Annotated in this window: 20 protein-coding genes; 4 read left to right on the top strand and 16 right to left on the bottom strand. The window is 68.5% G+C overall.

All coding sequences use genetic code 11. The features are described from left to right. Positions 1-14 precede the first annotated feature (14 nt). The 10 genes from C1926_RS07925 to C1926_RS07880 form a co-directional block, all read right to left on the bottom strand. Complete coding sequence (locus tag C1926_RS07925; RefSeq protein ID WP_108758820.1) at positions 15-506, bottom strand: dihydrofolate reductase; 492 nt, start codon at positions 504-506, stop codon at positions 15-17. Between the two features lie 14 nt (positions 507-520). After that, entirely contained in the window at positions 521-1,087 is a 567-nt protein-coding gene (locus C1926_RS07920) for a hypothetical protein (protein ID WP_254057382.1), read from the bottom strand. After that, positions 1,084-1,878, bottom strand: a complete 795-nt coding sequence (locus tag C1926_RS07915; protein ID WP_108758819.1) for a thymidylate synthase — start codon at positions 1,876-1,878, stop codon at positions 1,084-1,086. The genes C1926_RS07920 and C1926_RS07915 overlap by 4 nt, the downstream gene beginning before the upstream one ends. Then, positions 1,875-2,762 (bottom strand): prolipoprotein diacylglyceryl transferase, encoded by an 888-nt coding sequence (lgt, locus tag C1926_RS07910; RefSeq protein WP_108758818.1) that lies wholly within the window; start codon positions 2,760-2,762, stop codon positions 1,875-1,877. The genes C1926_RS07915 and lgt overlap by 4 nt, the downstream gene beginning before the upstream one ends. Positions 2,763-2,798: 36 nt before the next feature. Then, positions 2,799-3,293: a TPM domain-containing protein gene (locus tag C1926_RS07905; RefSeq protein WP_108758817.1), complete on the bottom strand. Its 495-nt coding sequence runs from the start codon at positions 3,291-3,293 to the stop codon at positions 2,799-2,801. Continuing rightward, positions 3,293-4,183, bottom strand: coding sequence for a TPM domain-containing protein (locus C1926_RS07900; RefSeq protein WP_108758816.1), 891 nt, complete (start codon positions 4,181-4,183; stop codon positions 3,293-3,295). Before C1926_RS07900 ends, C1926_RS07905 begins: the two co-directional genes overlap by 1 nt. A gap of 3 nt (positions 4,184-4,186) precedes the next feature. After that, positions 4,187-4,804, bottom strand: coding sequence for a LemA family protein (locus C1926_RS07895; protein WP_079220675.1), 618 nt, complete (start codon positions 4,802-4,804; stop codon positions 4,187-4,189). A 547-nt stretch (positions 4,805-5,351) separates the two neighbouring features. Then, a complete protein-coding gene (locus tag C1926_RS07890; protein ID WP_108758815.1) occupies positions 5,352-6,512 on the bottom strand; it encodes an MFS transporter in 1,161 nt (386 codons plus the stop codon). A gap of 241 nt (positions 6,513-6,753) precedes the next feature. Continuing rightward, positions 6,754-7,503, bottom strand: a complete 750-nt coding sequence (locus C1926_RS07885; protein WP_079220673.1) for a TerC family protein — start codon at positions 7,501-7,503, stop codon at positions 6,754-6,756. A gap of 32 nt (positions 7,504-7,535) precedes the next feature. Further along, positions 7,536-7,931, bottom strand: coding sequence for a diacylglycerol kinase (locus tag C1926_RS07880; protein ID WP_079220672.1), 396 nt, complete (start codon positions 7,929-7,931; stop codon positions 7,536-7,538). A gap of 213 nt (positions 7,932-8,144) precedes the next feature. Here C1926_RS07880 and C1926_RS07875 point away from each other — a divergent pair, with 213 nt between their 5' ends. Further along, complete coding sequence (locus C1926_RS07875) at positions 8,145-8,846, top strand: SGNH/GDSL hydrolase family protein (protein WP_108758814.1); 702 nt, start codon at positions 8,145-8,147, stop codon at positions 8,844-8,846. Between the two features lie 167 nt (positions 8,847-9,013). On the opposite strand, the gene C1926_RS07870 is transcribed toward C1926_RS07875, so the two are convergent. From C1926_RS07870 to C1926_RS07860, 3 genes are all read right to left on the bottom strand, one after another. Next, positions 9,014-10,285: a HAMP domain-containing sensor histidine kinase gene (locus C1926_RS07870; RefSeq protein ID WP_079220670.1), complete on the bottom strand. Its 1,272-nt coding sequence runs from the start codon at positions 10,283-10,285 to the stop codon at positions 9,014-9,016. A 150-nt stretch (positions 10,286-10,435) separates the two neighbouring features. Beyond that, entirely contained in the window at positions 10,436-11,149 is a 714-nt protein-coding gene (locus C1926_RS07865) for a response regulator transcription factor (protein WP_002811889.1), read from the bottom strand. An 87-nt stretch (positions 11,150-11,236) separates the two neighbouring features. Beyond that, complete coding sequence (locus C1926_RS07860; protein WP_108758813.1) at positions 11,237-11,881, bottom strand: arylesterase; 645 nt, start codon at positions 11,879-11,881, stop codon at positions 11,237-11,239. Positions 11,882-11,956: 75 nt separating this feature from the next. Between C1926_RS07860 and C1926_RS07855 the strand changes: the two genes are divergently transcribed. The 3 genes from C1926_RS07855 (at position 11,957) to C1926_RS07845 (ending at position 15,539) form a co-directional block, all read left to right on the top strand. Beyond that, positions 11,957-12,604, top strand: a complete 648-nt coding sequence (locus tag C1926_RS07855; RefSeq protein WP_079220668.1) for an ATP-binding cassette domain-containing protein — start codon at positions 11,957-11,959, stop codon at positions 12,602-12,604. Beyond that, the gene (locus C1926_RS07850) at positions 12,601-15,117 is read left to right on the top strand and encodes an FtsX-like permease family protein (protein ID WP_108758812.1); all 2,517 of its coding nucleotides are present in this window, start codon (positions 12,601-12,603) and stop codon (positions 15,115-15,117) included. Before C1926_RS07855 ends, C1926_RS07850 begins: the two co-directional genes overlap by 4 nt. A 68-nt stretch (positions 15,118-15,185) precedes the next feature. Next, positions 15,186-15,539, top strand: coding sequence for a DMT family protein (locus C1926_RS07845; RefSeq protein WP_108760648.1), 354 nt, complete (start codon positions 15,186-15,188; stop codon positions 15,537-15,539). Positions 15,540-15,619: 80 nt separating this feature from the next. Here C1926_RS07845 and C1926_RS07840 read toward each other — a convergent pair whose 3' ends face one another. From C1926_RS07840 to C1926_RS07830, 3 genes are all read right to left on the bottom strand, one after another. Next, positions 15,620-16,546 carry a DUF6607 family protein gene (locus tag C1926_RS07840; protein ID WP_079220665.1) on the bottom strand — a complete coding sequence of 309 codons (927 nt, stop codon included), beginning with the start codon at positions 16,544-16,546 and terminating at the stop codon, positions 15,620-15,622. A gap of 71 nt (positions 16,547-16,617) precedes the next feature. Then, on the bottom strand, positions 16,618-17,220 hold the full coding sequence (locus tag C1926_RS07835; RefSeq protein ID WP_108758811.1) for a Hemin transport protein: 603 nt from the start codon (positions 17,218-17,220) through the stop codon (positions 16,618-16,620). Positions 17,221-17,225: 5 nt separating this feature from the next. After that, positions 17,226-19,412: a TonB-dependent hemoglobin/transferrin/lactoferrin family receptor gene (locus C1926_RS07830; protein WP_174214085.1), complete on the bottom strand. Its 2,187-nt coding sequence runs from the start codon at positions 19,410-19,412 to the stop codon at positions 17,226-17,228. Positions 19,413-19,548: the final 136 nt, after the last annotated feature.

Below are 19,548 nucleotides of genomic sequence, written 5' to 3'. Positions count from 1 at the left end.
AGCATGGCTCGACTCTACATACGCGTGTAGTGCACGAAGCGGAACGCGTAGGCGTGGCGCGCATCGGCCGGATGCGGCTCGCTGCTGGTTTCCTGCCAGATGCCCGGATCCACCTCGGGGAAATGGGTGTCGGCGGGCACCTCGGCATCCACCCAGGTGAGGTACAGATCGCTGGCCTGGTCCAGCAGCTGGCGGAAGATCTCGCCACCGCCGATGATGCACAGCTCGCTGGCACCCTCGCCCGCCGCGATGGTCTTTGCTTCATCCAGCGAGGCCACCGCGCGCATGCCCTCGAACGGCACCTGGCCGCTGCGGGTCAGCACCAGGTTGGTCCGCCCCGGCAGCACGCGGCCGATCGACTCGGCGGTCCGGCGTCCCATCAGGATCGGTTTGCCCAGGGTGAGCGCCTTGAAGTGCTTGAAGTCGTCCGGCAGATGCCAGGGCATGGCGTTGCCCTGGCCGATGCCACGATTGCGGTCCAGTGCCACGATCATCGAGAGTTTCATTGCCTGCAGCCTCCTCAGCCTGCTTCTGCCTGCGCGCGTTCGCAGGCGTCCCTGGCGGCGCTGGTCGCACGCAGGCCATCCTGCAGCGCCGGGTCGGTCGCGGACTCCGGATCCAGCCCATCCAGCAGCTTCTGCTGCTGCGCTTCCTGCATCGCTCTCAGGCCAGGGCCTGCCAGCACCTGCCGGGACAGGACCGCGGTGTCGATGTCGGCGTCGGCACTGCTGGCCAGGAACGCTTCCAGCTGCTCGCGGGAATAGACCTCGGCCAGGCGTTGTTCCAGCGCCCGCTGGTACGCCGGTGCTTCAACGCCGGCCTGCAGGTGCGCGACCATCGCCGCATACATGCCGGTCACCGCCTCCTGCATCTGCGCACGGCAGGCGGCAGGCACGTCGTCCGCCAGGCGGGTGTGCTCGTCGAAGGTCCGGGCGAAGAAATCCACTTCCTCGCGCGCCTGCTTGTGCACGATCTGTGCGTTGACCTGGCGCGCCAGCGCCAGCGTATCGGCCGGTGCCGCGTGGGCGCCAGCGCACAGCACGCCGGCCAGCACCAGCAGCGAGGAAGCGCAGGTACGCAGCCTCACACCGCCACCGGGGCCTTGATGGCCGGGTGCGGGTCATAGCCGTCGATGCGGATGTCGTCGAACTGGAAGCCGAACAGATCGGTCACCTCCGGGTTCAGCCACAGCTTGGGCAGCGCGCGCGGTTCACGCGACAACTGCTCGCGCGCCTGCTCGTAGTGGTTCGAATACAGGTGCGCATCGCCCAGGGTGTGCACGAAGTCGCCCACGCCCAGGCCGGTGGCCTGCGCCACCATGTGGGTCAGCAGCGCGTAGCTGGCGATGTTGAACGGCACGCCCAGGAAGATGTCACCGCTGCGCTGGTACAGCTGGCAGCTGAGCTTGCCGTCCACCACGTAGAACTGGAACAGGTTGTGGCACGGCATCAGCGCCATCTGCGAAAGCTCGCCCACGTTCCAGGCGCTGACCACCAGCCGGCGCGAATCGGGGTTGCGCTTGATCTCGTCCACCAGCCACTGCATCTGGTCGATCTCGCGGCCATCGGCGGTGGCCCAGCTGCGCCACTGCTTGCCGTAGACCGGGCCGAGGTCGCCGTTCTCGTCGGCCCACTCGTCCCAGATGCGCACCTGGTTGTCCTTCAGGTAGCCGATGTTGGTATCGCCCTTCAGGAACCACAGCAGCTCGTGGATGATCGAGCGCAGGTGCAGCTTCTTGGTGGTGACCAGCGGGAAGCCTTCGTTGAGGTCGAAGCGCATCTGCCAGCCGAACACGCTGCGGGTACCGGTACCGGTGCGGTCACTCTTCTCCGCACCGTGTTCAAGCACATGCGAGAGCAGGTCGAGGTAGGCCTTCATGCCTTGCCCTCCGCGGCCACCAGCGGCTGCGGCTGCAGCACCGGCGCGCGGCGCGACAACGCCAGCAGCACCAGGCCGAAGGCGATGAGCGGCACGCACAGGATCTGGCCCTTGGTCAGCCAGCCGAAGGCCATGTAGATGCCGTTGTCGGGCATGCGCACGAACTCCACCGCGAAGCGGAAGATGCCGTACAGCAGCGCGAACAGGCCACCGATCAGGTAGCGGTGGCGCGGCTTGACCGATACCACCCACAGCACCACGAACATCACCAGGCCTTCCAGGAACGCTTCATACAGCTGCGACGGATGGCGGGCGTACGGGTTCAGTGCGCCGCTGGCGAACTGCGCCTGCAGGGTGGCGGTGTCGAGCTGGTTCAGCGGGGCCGGCAGGCCGGACGGGAAGACCACGCCCCAGCTGCCATCGGTGTACTTGCCCCACAGCTCGGCGCCGATGAAGTTGCCGATGCGGCCGAAGCCCAGGCCCAGCGGCACCAGCGGGGCCATGAAATCCATGGTGTCGAAGAAGTGCAGCGCGTGCTTGCGCGACCACCACCAGCAGGCCGCGATGACGCCCAGCAGGCCGCCGTGGAAGCTCATGCCGCCATCCCACACCTTGAACAGCAGCAGCGGGTTGTGCAGGAAATCGCCCAGCGCATAGAACAGCATGTAGCCGATGCGCCCGCCCAGGACCACGCCGAGCATCGCGTAGAACAGCAGGTCGGAGAACCCGTTGGCATCGACGCCCGGCAGGCGGCCTTCGGCGATGCGCTTGCGGCCCAGCAGCCAGGCTGCAGTGAAGCCCAGCAGGTACATGATGCCGTACCAGTGCACCTTGATCGGCCCCAGCGAAAGGGCGATGGGGTCGATGTCGTGGAAATAGATCATGGAAGCTGCCTTGCGGGAGTACGGGTATTTTACGGCTCAACCCAGGATCTGCGGGGTGTCGGGCAGGCCGTCATCATCGGACCGCGTGGCGGCCGGAAAGTGCCCTTCCACCAGCGCGGAGACCTCGTCGATGGCGCTGCGCAGCGCCTCGACCGGGTTGGCCCCGCGCAGGCCCTCGCGCAGGTGGGTGCAGATCCGCTGCCACTGCGCCGGGCTGACCCGGCCGTGCAGGCCGCGGTCGGCCACGATCTCGATGGCGTGGTCGGCCAGCAGCAGGTAGATCAGTACGCCGTTGTTGTGGTGGGTGTCCCAGGTGCGCAGCTGGGCGAAGGCCTGCTCGGCCGCCTGCCGCGGGGTCATGCCCCGCCACAGCGCCTGCAGCGGCAGGTCCGCCTCGACGGCAAACATCACCTGGCCACCGTGGCGGGCCTCGCCGGTGGCGATGGCCTCGGTGATGGCCTGCAGGGTGGCCGGCGGGAAGGCCCGCCGCACCGAGGGTGCCAGGACATGGCGGCACAGGCGCCGGATCATCACCAGCCCCCCGAGGCACCGCCGCCACCGGAGCGGCCACCACCGCCGCCCCAGCCGCCGCCGCCACCAAAACCGCCACCACCGCCAAAGCCACCGCCCCCACCCCAGCTGCCGCCGCCCCAGCCGCCCCCCCCGGCAAAACGCCCGGGATGGCCGGACAGCATCGCCACCACCAGGCCGACAATGCCGGCCAGGCCGCTGGCCAGTACGGTGGAGGTGAAGATGAAAGCGGCCAGCGCCGCACCACCGCCGCCCAGCAGGCCGCGCAGCGGGCGTGGCACCCGTGAGAACACCCCGCGCAGGATGCTGCCGGCGAACACGCCGATGAACAGCGCCAGGATCCAGGTATCGCCGCCACCACCCGGCTCGCGGCCACGATGGCCACTGACCGGCGCTGGCAGCGGCTCGCCGTCGACCAGCCTGACCAGCATGGCCGTCGCATCGGTGATGCCGCCGGCGTAATCGCCGCTGCGGAAGCGCGGCACCAGGTATTCCTGGATGACCCGGTTGGCGATGGCATCGGGAATGGCGCCTTCCAGGCCGTAGCCCGGTTCGATGCGTACGCGGCGATCGTCCTTGGCCACCACCAGCAGCACACCGTCATCCACGCCCTTGCGGCCGATCTGCCACTGGTCGAAGACGCGGGTGGTGTACTGGGCGATATCCTCCGGCTGCGTGCTGGGCACCACCAGCACCTGCAGCTGGCTGCCCTTGCGCTGCTGCAGCGCCAGCGCCTGCTGCACCAGAGCCTGCTTCTGCGTGGCATCGAGGGTGCCGGTGGTGTCGACCACCGGCGAATCCAGCGCGGGAATCGGCGCCAGCTGCTGCGCCTGCGACGCCAGCGGCAGCCACAGCAGGAGCGCCAGCAGCAGCGCGGTGGCGAGGCGCATGACTCAGTGCGCCGGCTGCGGTGCCGGCTGCTGCGGCGCGTTGCCGAAATCGACCGCCGGCGCGTTGGAGATCTGCGCTTCGTTGTCGACGCTGAAGTTGGGCTTGGGCTGGTAGCCGAAGATCTTCGCGGTGACCAGCTGCGGGAACGAGCGGATGTAGGTGTTGTAGTCCTGCACCTGCTGGATGTAACGACCGCGGGCCACGGTGATGCGGTTCTCGGTGCCTTCCAGCTGCGCCTGCAGGTCGCGGAAGTTCGCGTCGGACTTCAGCACCGGGTAATTCTCGGTGACCACCAGCAGGCGCGACAGCGCGCTGCCCAGTTCGCCCTGCGCCTGCTGGAACTGCTTGAGCGAGGCTTCGTCATCGGCGTTGACGTTGATCTGGCCGACGCGCGAGCGGGCGTTGGTGACTTCGGTCAGCACGCGCTCTTCCTGGCTGGCGAAACCTTTGACGGTCTGCACCAGGTTGGGCACCAGGTCGGCGCGGCGCTTGTACTGGTTGAGCACTTCGGACCAGCTGGCCTTGACCGCTTCATCCTTCTGCTGGATGGCGTTGTAGCCGCAGCCGGAGAGCAGGGATGCTAGCAGCAACAGGGGCAGGACGCGTGTGAACAGGCGCATGGCGGGAGTTCCGGGTGGACTGGCTGCCGAGCATGCCATGGTTCGCGTTAACGCCAGCGTGGAGGTCGGGGGTGTCGGCCAACGGGCTGGGCCCCCTCCGCGGTGGGTGTGGGTGTGCTGGATCTCGGGTTTGGTCGGGAGGGTGGGTTGGCTGGGGGACGCCGTGAATCCGTCCATGGAGGCTCGTGAGCGCCATCCATGGCGCTCGCGCCCCCAGCCAACCCACCCTCCCGACCATGGACAGTTTCCTGGCACCGCGGGAAAGATCAAAAAGAGCAAAAATCAAAAGCCCATGCTCCAGGCATTCGTGCCGACCAACGGTCGGCACCCACCAACAGCCGAGTGGACCTGTCGGGGGTGGGGCGGTGTGGGCTTGCAGGACCGCAGGCGCCATGGATGGCGCCTACGAGCCCCCATGGACGGGTTTACGGCGTGTCCTGCAAGCCCACACCGCCCCGCCCAACCAGCAGAAAACCAGCACCGCTTTTGACGTTGACGTTGATTCTGCGGGTGCAGGGCTGCAAGCCCTGCCGGAACCCCACACCCCTCAACAGGCCTCAGCCACCGGCGCGCGCGTCCGCCCCAGCCACGCCAGCAGCAACCCCGCCGCCGCCAGCAGACCACCGGCCACCGGAATCGCCGCATAGCCCAGCCCCGCGCTGATCACCGCGCCACCCAGCGCCGCACCCACCGCATTGCCCAGGTTGAACGCACCGACATTGATCGACGACGCCAGCCCCGGCGCATCGGTCGCGGCCTGCATCACCCGGATCTGCAGCGGCGGCACGATCGCGAACGTCGCTGCGCCGAACAGCAGCATGCCAATGGCTGCGGTCACGTGGTTCAGCAGCGCCAGCGGCAGCACGAGCATCAGCACGGCCAGCGCCGCCAGCAGGATGCGCGTGGCACCGTCCAGCGACCAGTCGGCCATGCGCCCGCCAATGCCATTGCCGAAGGTGAAGCCGATGCCGATCAGCGCCAGCGACATCGCAATGAAGGCATTCGATGCGCCGGTCAGCTCGGTCAGCACCGGCGCCACGTAGGTGTAGAGGGTGAACATGGCACCGGCGCCCAGCACCGTGGTCGCCATCGCCAGCAGCACCTGCGGCTGCAGGATCGCCTTCAGCTCGCGGCGCACGTCCGGCCGCGCGCCCGGCGCCGAGGCCGGCAGGGCCAGCGCAAGCGCGGTGATCGCCACTAAGCCCAGCACCGCGGTGCCGGCAAACGCCAGGCGCCAGCCCAGCTGCTGGCCGACCCAGGTGGCCAGCGGCACGCCGCCGATGTTGGCGATGGTCAGGCCCATGAACATGGTCGCCACCGCAGCCGCCTGCTTTTCCTTCGGCACCAGGCTGGCCGCCACCACCGCACCGATGCCGAAGAAGGCACCGTGGTTGAGGCTGGTGACCAGGCGCGACAGCAACAGCAGGCCATAGTTGGGCGCCAGCGCGGACAGCAGGTTGCCGACGATGAAGATCGACATCAGCAGCATCAGCGCGGTACGCCGCGAGAAGCGGCCCATCAGCAGGGTCATGATCGGCGCGCCGACCATCACGCCCACGGCATAGGCGGTGATCAGCATGCCGGCGGTGGGGATGCTGACACCCACGCCACTGGCGATGACGGGCAGCAGGCCCATCGGGGTGAACTCGGTGGTGCCGATGCCGAAGGCACCGACGGCCAGCGCAAGCAGGGCGGCTCTGGAATTCATGGGGGCTCCTGTGGGGAGGAAACGGGAAGCTGCGTAGCCTGCGCGCTTTGCCGCCGCCGATTAAGCCTCGCCGCGGGAAAACAGTGTTGACCCCGGTTCACAGGTGGTGGCCGCATTCCGCCGGGCATGGCCCGGCGCTACCAGACCCCACCACGAACGGTAGCGCCGGGCCATGCCCGGCGAGCGCAGCGGCCCCACAACGCAGAACCCCCGGCAGTGCCGGGGGTCCTGGGTGGATCGCTTACCAGTTGCCGGCGCCCGGCACGTGGTGGTCGCGTGCGCGGCGGCGCATCAGCAGGTTCAGCCACTCCACCAGCACCGAGAAGCCCATCGCGGCGTAGATGTAGGGCTTGGGCACGTGCACGTCCAGGCCGTCCAGGATCAGCACCGCGCCGATCAGCAGGATGAAGGCCAGGGCCAGCATCTTCACCGTCGGGTTGGCATCGATGAAGCGGCCCAGCGGGTTGGCGGCCAGCAGCATCACCAGCACCGACAGCAGGATGGCGGCGACCATCACCGGGATGTGGTCGGCGATGCCGACGGCGGTGATCACCGAATCCAGCGAGAACACGATGTCGATGACCGCGATCTGCGCGATGACGTAGCCGAACACGGCCGAGGCCTTGGTGGTGGTGGGGTCTTCATCCTCGCCACCGGTGATCAGCTCCTTGATCTCCATGTAGCCCTTGATGATCAGGAACAGGCCACCGACGATCAGCACCAGGTCGCGGATGGAGATGCCCATGCCGGCCACGGTGAACAGGTTGGCGGCCATGTGCGCCAGGTAGGCCAGCGATACCAGCAGGCCGATGCGGGTGATGCAGGCCACGGCGATGCCGAGCTTGCGGGCGAACGGGCGACGCTCTTCCGGCAGCTTGCTGACGGCGATGGAGATGAACACCAGGTTGTCGATGCCGAGCACGATTTCCAGGGCGCTGAGGGTAAACAGGGTTACCCAGGCATTGGGGTCGGCGAGGAACTCAAAGGACATGGAAACTCTTCAGGACAGTGGGGAATGGGGGTTCAGGCGTAAGCGCCGGCCAGCAGGTGGGGCACCACGACCAGCGCCCAGCACAGCAGCACGTTCATCATCAGCACGAAGACGGCCGCCGAGCCCATGTCCTTGGCGCGGCCGGCCAGCTCGTGGATCTCGGCGCCGTAGCGCTCGATGACCGCTTCGATGGCCGAATTGGCCAGTTCCATCGCCAGCACCAGCAGCATCGAGCCGATCATCAGCGCGCGCTCGACCGGGGTCTGGCCCAGCCACAGCGCCAGCGGGGTCAGCAGCACCAGCAGGTAGACCTCCAGCCGGAACGAGGACTCGTGCAGCCAGGCAGCACGAAGGCCCTGCCAGGACCAGCGGGCGGCCTGGAAGATGCGGCGCGGGCCGCGGGGCATGTGGCCGAACTGATCAGCCACGGGTGGAACATCCAGCAACAGGGGCGCGGCGCAGCGACCGCTCAGACGCACGGCAGGCAATCATGGGTGCACAGGAATGGGCAGACAGCCACCATTTTGCCACAAGGGCGGCGGCGGCACCCCGCGCGGGCCGGCCAACGACCCGCCATCGGCAAGCGCAGCACCGCGGCGAACTCCTATGATGGGTGTCCCCTGCCCTTGCTGGAGCCCCTGATGTCCGTCGCCCGTACCTGCCTGCTGTCGCTTGGATTGCTGGCCCTGGCCCCGCTGGCCCAGGCGTTGAGCCCGCCGGCCCCGCCGCGCGTACCCGAACAGGTGTCCAACGTGGCCTGGGAAGGCGACATGGCCAGCTTCCTCAAGGCCGACCAGAGCAACCCGCCGCCGCGCGGTGGCATCGAGTTCATCGGCAGTTCCTCGATCCGCTTCTGGGAGAGCCTGGCCCAGGACTTCCCCGGCCAGCCGGTGTTCAACCGTGGCTTCGGCGGGTCGGAAGTGCGCGACAGCACCTGGTATGCCGGCCAGGTCGTGGTGCCGTATGCGCCGTGCAAGGTGTTCTTCTATGCCGGCGACAACGACCTCAACAGCGGCCGCAGCGCGACCCAGGTCCGCGATGACGTGGTGGCCTTCGTGCAGCGCGTGCATCGCGACCTGCCGAAGACCAAGGTGGAATACCTGTCGATCAAGCCCAGCCCGTCGCGCGCGCACCTGCTGCCGGCGATCAACCAGGCCAACGCGATGATCAGGACCGCCCTGGCCAAGCTGCCCAACACCGGCTACACCGACATCTACACCCCGATGCTGGGTGCCGATGGCCAGCCGGATGCGAAGCTGTTCCGCGAGGACATGCTGCACATGACCCCGGCCGGCTACGCGATCTGGACCAAGGCGGTGGCGCCGAAGGTGAAGTGCGATTGAGCAGGGCGTGACATGGGATTCATCCACGCATGGCGTGGATCTACTGGTAGCGCCGGGCCATGCCCGGCGGCGCAGGGTTTCCGCGCCGAACCGGCATGGGGTCAGAGCCCGTTGCGTGGCAACGGGATCCGACCCCGGTAGCGCCGGGCCTTGCCCGGCGTCCTGGGTCAGCGGAAGATGACCGTCGCTTCGGTGCCCTTGCCCGGCTCGCTGGCCAGGGCGACCTTCCAGCCGAAGCGGTCGCACAGCCGGCGCACGATCGACAGGCCCAGGCCGGTGCCCTGCGGGCGGTCCGGCTCGGCGCGGTAGAACGGCTCGAACGCGCGGGCCAGCGCTTCGGCCGACATGCCGATGCCGGTATCCCGCACCACCACCCGGTCAGGCTCGACCTGCACGTCGATGCGGCCTTCGTCGGTGTAGTTGCAGGCGTTGCGCACCAGGTTGCTGACCACCACCTGCAGCACGCGCGGCGGGGCATGCAGCTGCACCGGGCCGGCACTGTGCAGGTGCACCGCCACCGGGCGGTTGCCCAGCAGTTCGTTGGCGTTGTCCACCTCGTAGCGGACGATGTCGTTGACATCGAACAGCTCGATCTGCGGTTCGATGTCGGCCTCGCGGGCCAGGATCAGGAACGCATCGATCACCGCTTCCATGTCCCGCCCGGCGCGCTGGATGCGCTGCAGGCTGCGGCGCAGGCGCGGTTCCAGGCTGTCATCGCCCAGCGCCATGTCGCTGGCCACGCGGATCACGGTGAGCGGCGTGCGCAGCTCGTGGCTGGCATCGCGGGTGAAGTTGCGTTCGCGGGCCACGTGGTCGGTAACCCGGTTGGCCAGTGAATGCAGCGCGGCCGCCAGCTGGCGGGTCTCGCCCTGCATGTCGGCGGGCAGCTTGTCCGGCTCCAGGTCGGCTGCTTCGGGGTGGCCGGGGTCCCAACGCGACACCCGGCGCGCCAGCCAGTTCACCGGCGACACCAGCCGCTTGGACGCACGGTAGGTCACCCAACTGGCGCCATACACCGCCAGCAGGGTCAGCAGCACCGGTACGATGCCGAACCAGAAGGCCAGCATTTCCGCGCGCGAGCGCAGGAACACCAGGTACAGGCGGCCTTCGGCCCGGGCATCGACCAGCACCAGCTGGTCATCGTCGGGCAGTTCGTGGAAACCGGGTTCAAGCGTGCGCAGGTTGGCCGGCAGCGACAGGCTGGAGCGCCCGCGCTCGAGCAGGTAGCCACGGATGTTCTGGGTGTTGGGCGGCGGCTGCGCGGGCGAGGCCTCGTGCAGCGTCCAGTAGTAGGCCGCCTCTTCGCGCAGGGCGGCGCCCACCAGGCTGTGCTTGATCACCAGCGAGACCAGCCAGGCACCGAGCAGGATGCCCACGCTGGCCAGCACTGCCTGCAGGATGAAAGCGATACGGATCTTGCGCGGCAGGCCGTGCGGCATTGCGGGGTCCCGGTTGAAGCGCTGCGATTATAGGCAGCGCGACGTGCCGGCGACGTGCACGGGGGATGACCCCGCGTGCGGCCGACGGCCCGTTCCCTGCCCCGCGACCCGGCCGAAGCCGGGGCGGGCCTGTTCCTGCGCCGGCACTGCTCAGGCCATGGGCTGGGCGATGTCGGCGATGCGGTAACCGGCACTCTGCACGGTGTGCAGCAGCGGACGGTCGAACGGCTTGTCGATGATCTTGCGCAGGTTGTACAGGTGGCTGCGCAGGGTGTCCGAATCCGGCAGCCCATTGCCCCAGATCTCGCGCTCGATTTCCTGGCGGGTGACCACGCGGGGCGATTCCCGCATCAGGATGGTCAGCAGGCGCAGGCCGATGGGCGAGAGCTGCAGTTCGGTACCGGCGCGGGTGGCCCGCATGCTGACCGGATCGAGCACCAGGTCGGCGACCTTGAGCACTTCCGAACCCACCTGGCGACGTTCGCGGCGGATCAGGGCGCGCAGGCGGGCTTCCAGTTCCTGGATGGCGAACGGCTTGGTCAGATAGTCATCGGCACCAAAACCCAGGCCGGTGAGCTTGTCGTCCAGCGTATCGCGCGCGGTCAGCATCAGCACCGGGGTCGACTTGCGTGCATCGTTGCGCAGGCGGCGGCACACTTCGATGCCATCCAGGCGCGGCAGCATCAGGTCCAGCACGACCACGTCGTAGCTGTTTTCAGCCGCCAGACGGTAGCCGTCCAGGCCATCCTGCGCATAGTCCACCTCGAAGCCACGGCCTTCCAGGTATTCGCCGATCATCTCGGAGATGTTGCGGTTGTCCTCGACCACCAGCACCAAGCCGGAAGTCTCCTTCGTCTGACGCATGTGAGTCCCTCTTTCTTCAGCTTTGTGAAACATGCCCGATCGACGGTGGACGCGATGTGAAGTTCCGTCAAGACGCTGAAAAAAGATTCACAGCAGCGGCTTGAGCAGCGGCCAGACGTTGTCCAGCACCTTCGGCTGGGCCTGCGCGGTGGGGTGCAGGCCGTCGGCCTGCATCAGCCCCGGCTGCAGGGCCACGCCTTCCAGCAGGAACGGCAGCAGCGGCACCTGGTACTTGTCGGCCAGGACGCGGTAGGCGGCGGCCAGGCGCTGGCGGTAGGCCGGGCCGTAGTTGGGCGGCACGTCGATGCCCAGCAGCAGCACCTTGGCCCCGGCGGCGCGGCTGGCCAGCAGCATCTTTTCCAGGTTGCCCTGCACCTGCGCCGGGGTCAGCCCACGCAGCGCGTCGTTGCCGCCCAGGGCAATGACCACCACGCTCGGCTTCTCCTTGGCCAGCAGGCCCGGCAGGCGGGTCAGCGCGCCAGCGGTGGTTTCCCCGCTCATGCTGGCATTGACGATGCGCGGCGGGGTTTTCGACTGCTGCCTGACCCGCTTGTCCAGCAGGCTGACCCAGCCTGCGTCGGCCGGGATATTGTGGGCAGCACTGAGGCTGTCGCCGAGCACCAGCACCGTGCCGGCCGGACCTTTGGCACACGCCAGCCCGGACCACAGCAGCAACCCTAGCAGCAGCACCATCATCGTGCCGGCTTGCCGGCTCCACCCTGTAATGCGCATTGGAGTCTCCTCATCGACAGCCTGTCCCCCCGCAGCGCGTCCGTCGCCATCGCCGTCGACCAGGTCGGCAAATCCGTGCATGGCCCGGAGGGTGAAGTCCACATACTGGACAACATCACCCTCACGGTACATGAAGGCACCAGCGTGGCGATTGTCGGGGCCTCCGGTTCCGGCAAGACCACCCTGCTCGGCCTGCTGGCCGGGCTGGACCTGCCCAGCCGCGGCGGCATCACCCTGGCCGGGCAATCGCTGGGCGCGCTGGACGAGGAAGCCCGGGCGCAGCTGCGTGCGCGCGAAGTGGGCTTCGTGTTCCAGAGCTTCCACCTGCTGCCGGCGCTGACGGCGGCCGAAAACGTCGCACTGCCGCTGGAACTGGCCGGCCGCGAGGACCGCGCGCGGGTCGATGAAGTGCTGGCCCAGGTCGGCCTGTCGCACCGCGCCCGCCATTACCCACGGCAGCTGTCCGGTGGCGAACAGCAGCGCGTCGCCCTGGCCCGCGCCTTCGTCACCCGCCCGCGCATCCTGTTCGCCGATGAACCCACCGGTTCGCTGGACCAGGCCACCGGCCAGCACATCAGCGACCTGCTGTTCGAACTCAATGCCGGCAGCGGCACCACCCTGGTGCTGGTCACCCACGACCTGCGCCTGGCGCAGCGCTGCCAGTACATCCATCGCATCGACAATGGCCGCCTGCAGGCGGTCGAGTACGGGGCACAGGCATGAACCTGCTGCGGCACGCCTGGCGCGCGCTGCGCCGCGAAGCCCTGGCCGGTGACCTGCTGACGGTGTTCGCCGCACTGGTGCTGGGCGTGGCGGTGATGACCGCCGTGGGCACCCTGGTCAACCGGGTCAACCTGGCCCTGACCGGCAGCGCGGCCGAGATGCTGGGCGGCGACCTCGGCGTGGCCGGGCGCAGCGATCCGCCGGCGGTCTTCGCCGAGGAAGCGCAGCGGCGCGGGCTGGCACATACGCGCATCGCCGGCTTCGGCAGCGTGCTGTTCAACGGCGATGCCAGCCAGATGGCCAGCATCAAGGCGGTGCAGGCCGGCTACCCACTGCGCGGCACGCTGCGGGTGCGGGCCACGCCGGGCGGCGCGCTGATCGCCGATGCCGGCATGCCGCCGCAGGGCCAGACCTATGCCGACCCGCGCCTGCTGCAGGCGCTGGGGCTGAAGGTCGGTGATGCACTGGAATTCGGTGCGGGCACGCTGCGCGTGGCCGGCATCATCGAGGCCGAGCCGGACACCGGCGGCGACCTGCTGACCCTGTCCCCCACCCTGCTGGTGAACCGCGCCGACGTGGACGGCACCGGCCTGCTTGGGCCCGGCAGCCGCATCAACTACCGGTTGATGGTGGCCGGTGCGCCCGCCCAGGTGGCCGCGTACCGGCAGTGGCTGCTGCCGCAGGTGAAGGGCATGCGCCTGCTGAGCGTGGACGACACCCAGCGTGGCGTGCGCCAGGCGTTTGATCTGGCCGGCCGCTTCCTCGGCCTCAGCGCGCTGCTGGCGGTGCTGCTGGCCGGCGTGGCTACGGCGCTGGCGGCCAACCGCTTCGCCCTGCGCCGCATCGACCAGGTGGCGATCCTGCGCTGCCTGGGTGCGCGCCAGCGCGACATCCTGGCCGGCCTGGCGCTGCAGCTGCTGATGCTGGCGGTGCCGGCCTGCGTGCTCGGCATCGGCCTGGGCATGGCCGCGCAGGAAGGCCTGGTGCAGGTGCTGGGCAGCCTGGTGCCGCAGCGCCTGCCGCTGCCCGAGGCCACCCCTGCGCTGACCGGCGCGGGCATCGGCCTGCTGCTGTTGTTCGGCTTCGGCCTGCCGCCACTGCTGCGCCTGCGCGGGGTGCCGCCGATGCGCGTGCTCAACCGCTCCTTCGCCGCCCTGCCGCCAGCTTCGCTGCTGGCCTACGTGGCCGCGCTGGGGGCCAGCCTGCTGCTGGCGGTGCAGGTCACCGGCGATCTGAAGCTGGCCCTGTGGGTGCTGGGCGGCCTGGCGGCGCTGGCGCTGGCCGCCGGCGTGGTCGGCTTCCTGCTGCTGCAGCTGCTGCGCGGCCTGCAGCACCGCCTGCATGGCAACTGGCGGCTGGGCCTGGCCGCGCTGACCCGGCGCCGGATGCTGGCGGTGATGCAGCTGGTGGGGCTGTCGCTGTCGCTGTGCGCGCTGCTGCTGCTGGCCGTGACCGGCCCCGGCCTGCTGCAGCAATGGCGCGAGCGCCTGCCGGAGAACACGCCCAACTACTTCCTGATCAACATCCAGCCCGAACAGCGCGACGGCGTGCTGGCCGCGCTGCAGGGGCTGGGCGCGGCCGATGCCAGCGTTGAGCCCATGGCCACCGGCCGCCTGATCGCGATCAACGGCAAGCCGCCGCTGCGCGTGGACCGCACCCCGGAACAGAACGGCACGCCGGCACAGGGCGAGGCCCAGCGCGACGATGATGACGAGAACCGGCCGTTGAACTTCAGCTGGCGCAGCACCTTCCCGCCGGCCAACACGCTGGTCAACGGCACGTTCTGGAAGGCCGACAGCACCGCGCCGGAAGCCTCGGTGGAGATCGGCTGGGCCAAGCGCTACGGCGTGTATCCCGGCGACCGCATCACCATTGCCGTGGGCGAGCAGGAACGCGAGTTCACCGTGACCAGCGTGCGCAAGGCGGACTGGAACACCTTCCGCCCGAACTTCTTCGTGCTGCTCAACCCCAACGCGGTGGGCGATACGCCGCACAACCTGCTGTCGGCGTTCCATCTGCCGGCCGGCAAGGCGGCGGGCCTGGGTGCGCTGGTGCGCGAGCAACCCAACCTGTCGCTGCTGGATGTGGACGCGGTGATCTCGCAGGTGCGCGAGGTGATGAACCGCGTCGCGCAGGCGGTGCAGCTGGTGATGGTGTTCAGCCTGCTGGCCGGCGTGCTGGTGCTGCTGGCCGCGCTGCAGGCCACGGCCGGCGAGCGCCGCTACGACAGCGCGGTGCTGCGCACGCTGGGGGCCACGCGGCGGCAGCTGCGCGGTGCGGTGCTGGTGGAGTTCGGCGCGCTGGGTGCGCTGGCCGCGCTGCTGGCCGTGGGTGCGGCCGCCGGCATCGGCGTGGCGGTGTCGCAGAAGGTGTTCGAACTGCCGCTGCTGCCGCCCTGGCCTGGGCTGCTGCTGGGTGGGCTGGTCGGCATCGGCCTGAGCCTGCTGGCCGGCTGGTGGGGCACGCGGGCGATCCTGCACACCCCGCCGGCACTGGCCCTGCGCGAGGCCTGACGCCGCCGTGACACGCTGCGGGTGGGGCCGGCTGTATGCTGCGCGCCCCACCTGATGAGATCGCCCGGATGCCCGGCACGTCGTTCGCCGCTTACCTGTACCCGGTGTTGCTGCTGCTCGGCAGCAACATCTTCATGACCTTCGCCTGGTACGGCCACCTGAAGTACAAGAGCGCGCCGCTGATGATGGTCATCATGGTCAGCTGGGGCATCGCCTTCTTCGAGTACTGCATGCAGGTGCCGGGCAACCGGCTGGGCAGCGCGGTGTATTCGGCGCCGCAGCTGAAAGGCATGCAGGAAGTGATCACCCTGGTGGTGTTTGCGGTGTTCTCCGCGTTCTACCTGGGCCAGCCGCTGAAGTGGAACCACTACGCCGCGTTCGGGCTGATCGTGCTGGCGGCGTTTCTGATGTTCAAGGAATAAGCGCATCCACGCGTGGCGTGGATCTACTGACGATCCGCCGGTAGATACACGCCGTGCATGGATGCGGTTGCGGCCCGACGTTACTGGGCCTTTTCCACGTACTTGGCGAACACTTCGTCGATCTGCTTGTCCTTCACCTTCTTGCCCGACTGGATGTCGTCGGCCTGGGTGAACAGCGGGATGATCATCGCCATGCCATCCAGCTTGGTCTTCAGGTGCACGCCCGGGGCCTGGGTCAGGAAGCCGTCCCAGCGCTGGCGCACCTTGGCCCAGTAGCCGGCAGTCGCCTTCCAGTAGTCGCGCGCCGGGGTGAAGTCGACCTCGGTGGTCTTGATGTAGTCGTTGAAGCCGAACTCGCGGGCGATCTCCACCTGGCTGCCGTCGGCGTTGCGCTGCACCTTGGTGTTGAACTGTTCGTGGGTCCAGCCGTTCGGCGTGAGCGTGTGGCGGTTGACCACGGCCAGCGCGTTGTAGTCGCTGCGCTTGGTGTATTCGCGGCGCGGCAGGGGGCGCCAGCTGATGTCGCTGGTCCAGGTCGGCACGTTGTTGTCGTAGGTCCAGGTGCCGGTGCCGCAGTAGCGCGGGGCGTCGCTCACTTCGTAGACGCACTGGGTCCAGGCGCCCGTGTTGGTGGCCGCTGCGATCGTGCGTACCTGCCAGGTCTGGTCGGCGCTGAACTCGAACCGGTTGGGGGCTTCATACACCCAGTCCTGGCGCCAGTGCTTGGTCACGTGGCCACTCTTGGCGTCCACCAGCAGGTGCTGCAGGACAACGCGGCGCGGGCTGTCTTCAACCACGATCACCACTTCGTTGCCGGCACTGCGCATGGCCGGCGCACGCTCGTAGCCCGGCTTCAGCAGCACGGTTTCGTCGAAGGCGAAATCCACGGTGTACTCGCCCTGCATGGCCAGGATGCTGGCGTGGTCACGGGCGATATCGGAGGGCTGCGCGCTGGCTGCACCGCTTGCGGCGATCAGCACCATCACGCTGGCTGTCTGCAACTTCATCTGGAATTCCTTCGGGGTGTCACGTTCGAGGGGTGGCCATCCATGGCCGCATTCGATCCTTCAGGTTCGGGTTACAGGCGCACCAGCGGCAGCTCGCCCGGAATGCGGGGTGCGGGCCTGCGCGCGGCATCGGCGCAGCAGCAGTCATCGATGGACAGCTCGCCCTCGGCACCCTCGAGCCGCGCGATGCGGCGTGCCGTCGTGGCGCCCAGCGAGGACAGCGTGGACAGGCTGGCGGCCAGGGTGCGGCCTTCATCGGCGGCATGCAGGCGCAGCGCGCACAGGCGCCAACGCTGGCCCCCGAGGTGGCCGGCCAGGCGCCGCCACAGGCGCTCGCCGACACTGCCTTCGGCATCATGTTCCGGGCCCGGCGGCAACGACGCCACCAGCCGGTCCCACGCCAGGAAATCGCTGTCCGGCAGCAGGTACAGGCGCCACACGCAGCGACCACGGCCGTCGAGGAAACACAGGCTTTCGCGCACCCCTTCACTGTCCACGCCCTGGCAGGCGTGCACCGAAACGGCCTGGCGCCAACCGCCCAGTTCGCTGCTGTCAGCGTGGTACAGGCACAGCACGGTGCCCAGCGCGGCCAGCTGCGCCGGCGTGGGCCAGGCCTGCAGCGCGTGGTGCGGCAGGAAGGACGACAGGCGACGTGCAGACAGGGCTCGGCTCATGGGATTCACCAGGAAACGGCAAGGCTGGCCGACAGGGTGCGGCCGGGGCTGGTATAGCGGTCCAGGACGGTGCTGCTGGCCGACAGGGTCGAGCCCACGTTGGACCAGTCGATGTAGCGTTTGTCACCCAGGTTGAACACACCGACGTTGACGGTGGCACCCGGCGCGAAGTTCCAGTGCGCCATCAGGTCAGCCACGCCATAGCCGGCCGGGCGGTAGGCGGTCGCGGTTGCAACGCGGTCCTTGCGCTTGACGAAGGTGCCGGCCAGTTCGACGCCCCAGGTGTCGGTGTCATACATCAGGCCGACGGTGCCGCGCAGCGGGTCGATGGAATCCAGCGGCGTGTCTTCGGTCTTGTTGTCACCGCGCGACCAGGCCACTGCACTGCGCAGTGCCCAGCCCTGCAGCGCCGGGCTGACCTGGCCGAAATCCACGCCGGCCTTCAGTTCGGCACCGTAGATGCGCGCGTCGGCGATGTTGCGCGACTGGAACACCATCAGGCCCTGGTCGTTGGTGCCGACCAGCGACTGCGACTCGATGAAATCCTTGTAGTCGTTGTAGTAGCCGCTGAGGCTGACATACGCCACCGGCGCGACGAACCGCAGGCCCAGCTCCACGCCATCACTGGTTTCCGGCTTGAGGTCCGGGTTGGGAATGGCGGTGTAGCCGAAGGCGAAGTTGGTGAAGCCGAGATTGACGTCGTTGTACGGCGGCGAGCGGAAGCCGCGCGAATAGCCGGCAAACAGCGACCACGCATCGGTGAAGCGGTAGACCAGGCCGAACTTCGGCGACACGCTGGTCTTGCTCAGCTTGGACACGGGCACGCCGGGATTGTCTTCGGCGAAGATGCTGTCCACTTGCGGCTTCAGTTCGTAGCGGTCCACGCGCACGCCGGGCACCAGCGAGAGCCTGCCGTCGGCCAGGCGCATTTCATCCTGCGCGTACAGGCCCAGCTCGGTGGTCTTGCTGATCGGGAAATCGCGTACCGGGAATACATCCGGCAGCAGCGTGCTGGTGACCTGGCCGTTGGCCAGCATCTGGTAGCCGTCGCGCTTCTGGCGGATGTCGGTGCGCGCGCCGTCGAAGCCGTAGGTCAGCGCATGTTCGACGCTGCCGGTGCTGAACGCCTTGTTGAACTGCGCCTGCAGACCCCACGCACGCTGGTCGAAGTTGAATTCGCGATGGCGGCGGCTGCGGTTGGCGCGGCCTTCATCGGTGATCTGGGTGGTTTCGCTGTGCTGGGTGTACAGCTGCCAATGCAGGCTGTCGGCGAAGCCCTTGTCCAGCGCATCCATTTCATGGGCGAAGGACACCCGCGTGCGGTTCTGCGTGTCGCGCGCCTTCATGCTGGTCGTGGTGGTGTGGTCGATGGAAGAAAACACGTTGGTATCGGTGTTGTCTTCGTTGCCTTCCACGGTCAGCCGGAAACGCTGATCTTCGCTGGGCGCGTACACCAGCTTGGCCAGGCCGCTGCGACCGTCGCGATCCTGCGGGTTGGCGGCGGTGCGGGTGTTGTCGAGGCTGCGGATGTCGCCCTGGTTGCCGGTTTCCTGGCCCTGGCGATGGTTGATGTTGACCATGCCGCTCCAGTGTTCGCCGCCCCAGGCGCCGGTGACGCCGCCCAGCAGGCCCTTCCACTCGCCGTCATAGCCGAACTTCAGGCCGGCGTAGCTGTCCTTGCCGTCCTTCAGGTAGTCGGCCGGGTCCTTGGTGACGAAGGCCACCACGCCGCCGAGGGCGTCCGAGCCGTACAGGGAACTGGCCGGGCCGCGCATGATCTCCACACGCTTGAGCGTGTCCAGGTCGGTGAAGTTGCGGTTGGCATTGGAGAACGAGCCGATGTTGAAGCTGGTCGGCATGGCGATGCCATCGGTCTGGATGCGCACGCGGTTGCCATCCAGGCCGCGGATGCGGATGCTGCCCAGGCCGAAGCGGGTGGCGCTGCGGCCGGCCGACAGGCCGGGTTCGTAGCGGATCAGGTCCTTGATGTCGTGCGCCAGCTGCCGGTCCATCTGCTCGCGGTCGATCACATCGACGGTGGCGGCCACGTCGCTGACCGCACGTTCGGTGCGGGTGGCGGTGACCTGCACCCGATCAAATTCGCGCGCTTCGGGCGCGGCATCGGCAGCAGCATGGGCGGACAGCGGCAAGGCCATCCACAGGGCAACGGACAGGGCAGTCGGGCGGGTCATCGGCGGTAATCGATCAGGCAGGGGGAGCCCCCGGCCACCGGCACGCCAGGCGTGCACGGACAGCCGAGGGGGAGAGAGCGGGAGCGGACGGGTCGCCCACCCTGCCGGCGCTGCCGACACGAGGGAGGGAGGCGGG

Origin of the sequence: Stenotrophomonas sp. ZAC14A_NAIMI4_1, assembly GCF_003086915.1 — a bacterium.
Taxonomy (GTDB): Bacteria; Pseudomonadota; Gammaproteobacteria; order Xanthomonadales; family Xanthomonadaceae; genus Stenotrophomonas.
This window is presented reverse-complemented; position numbering and strand designations above follow the sequence as displayed.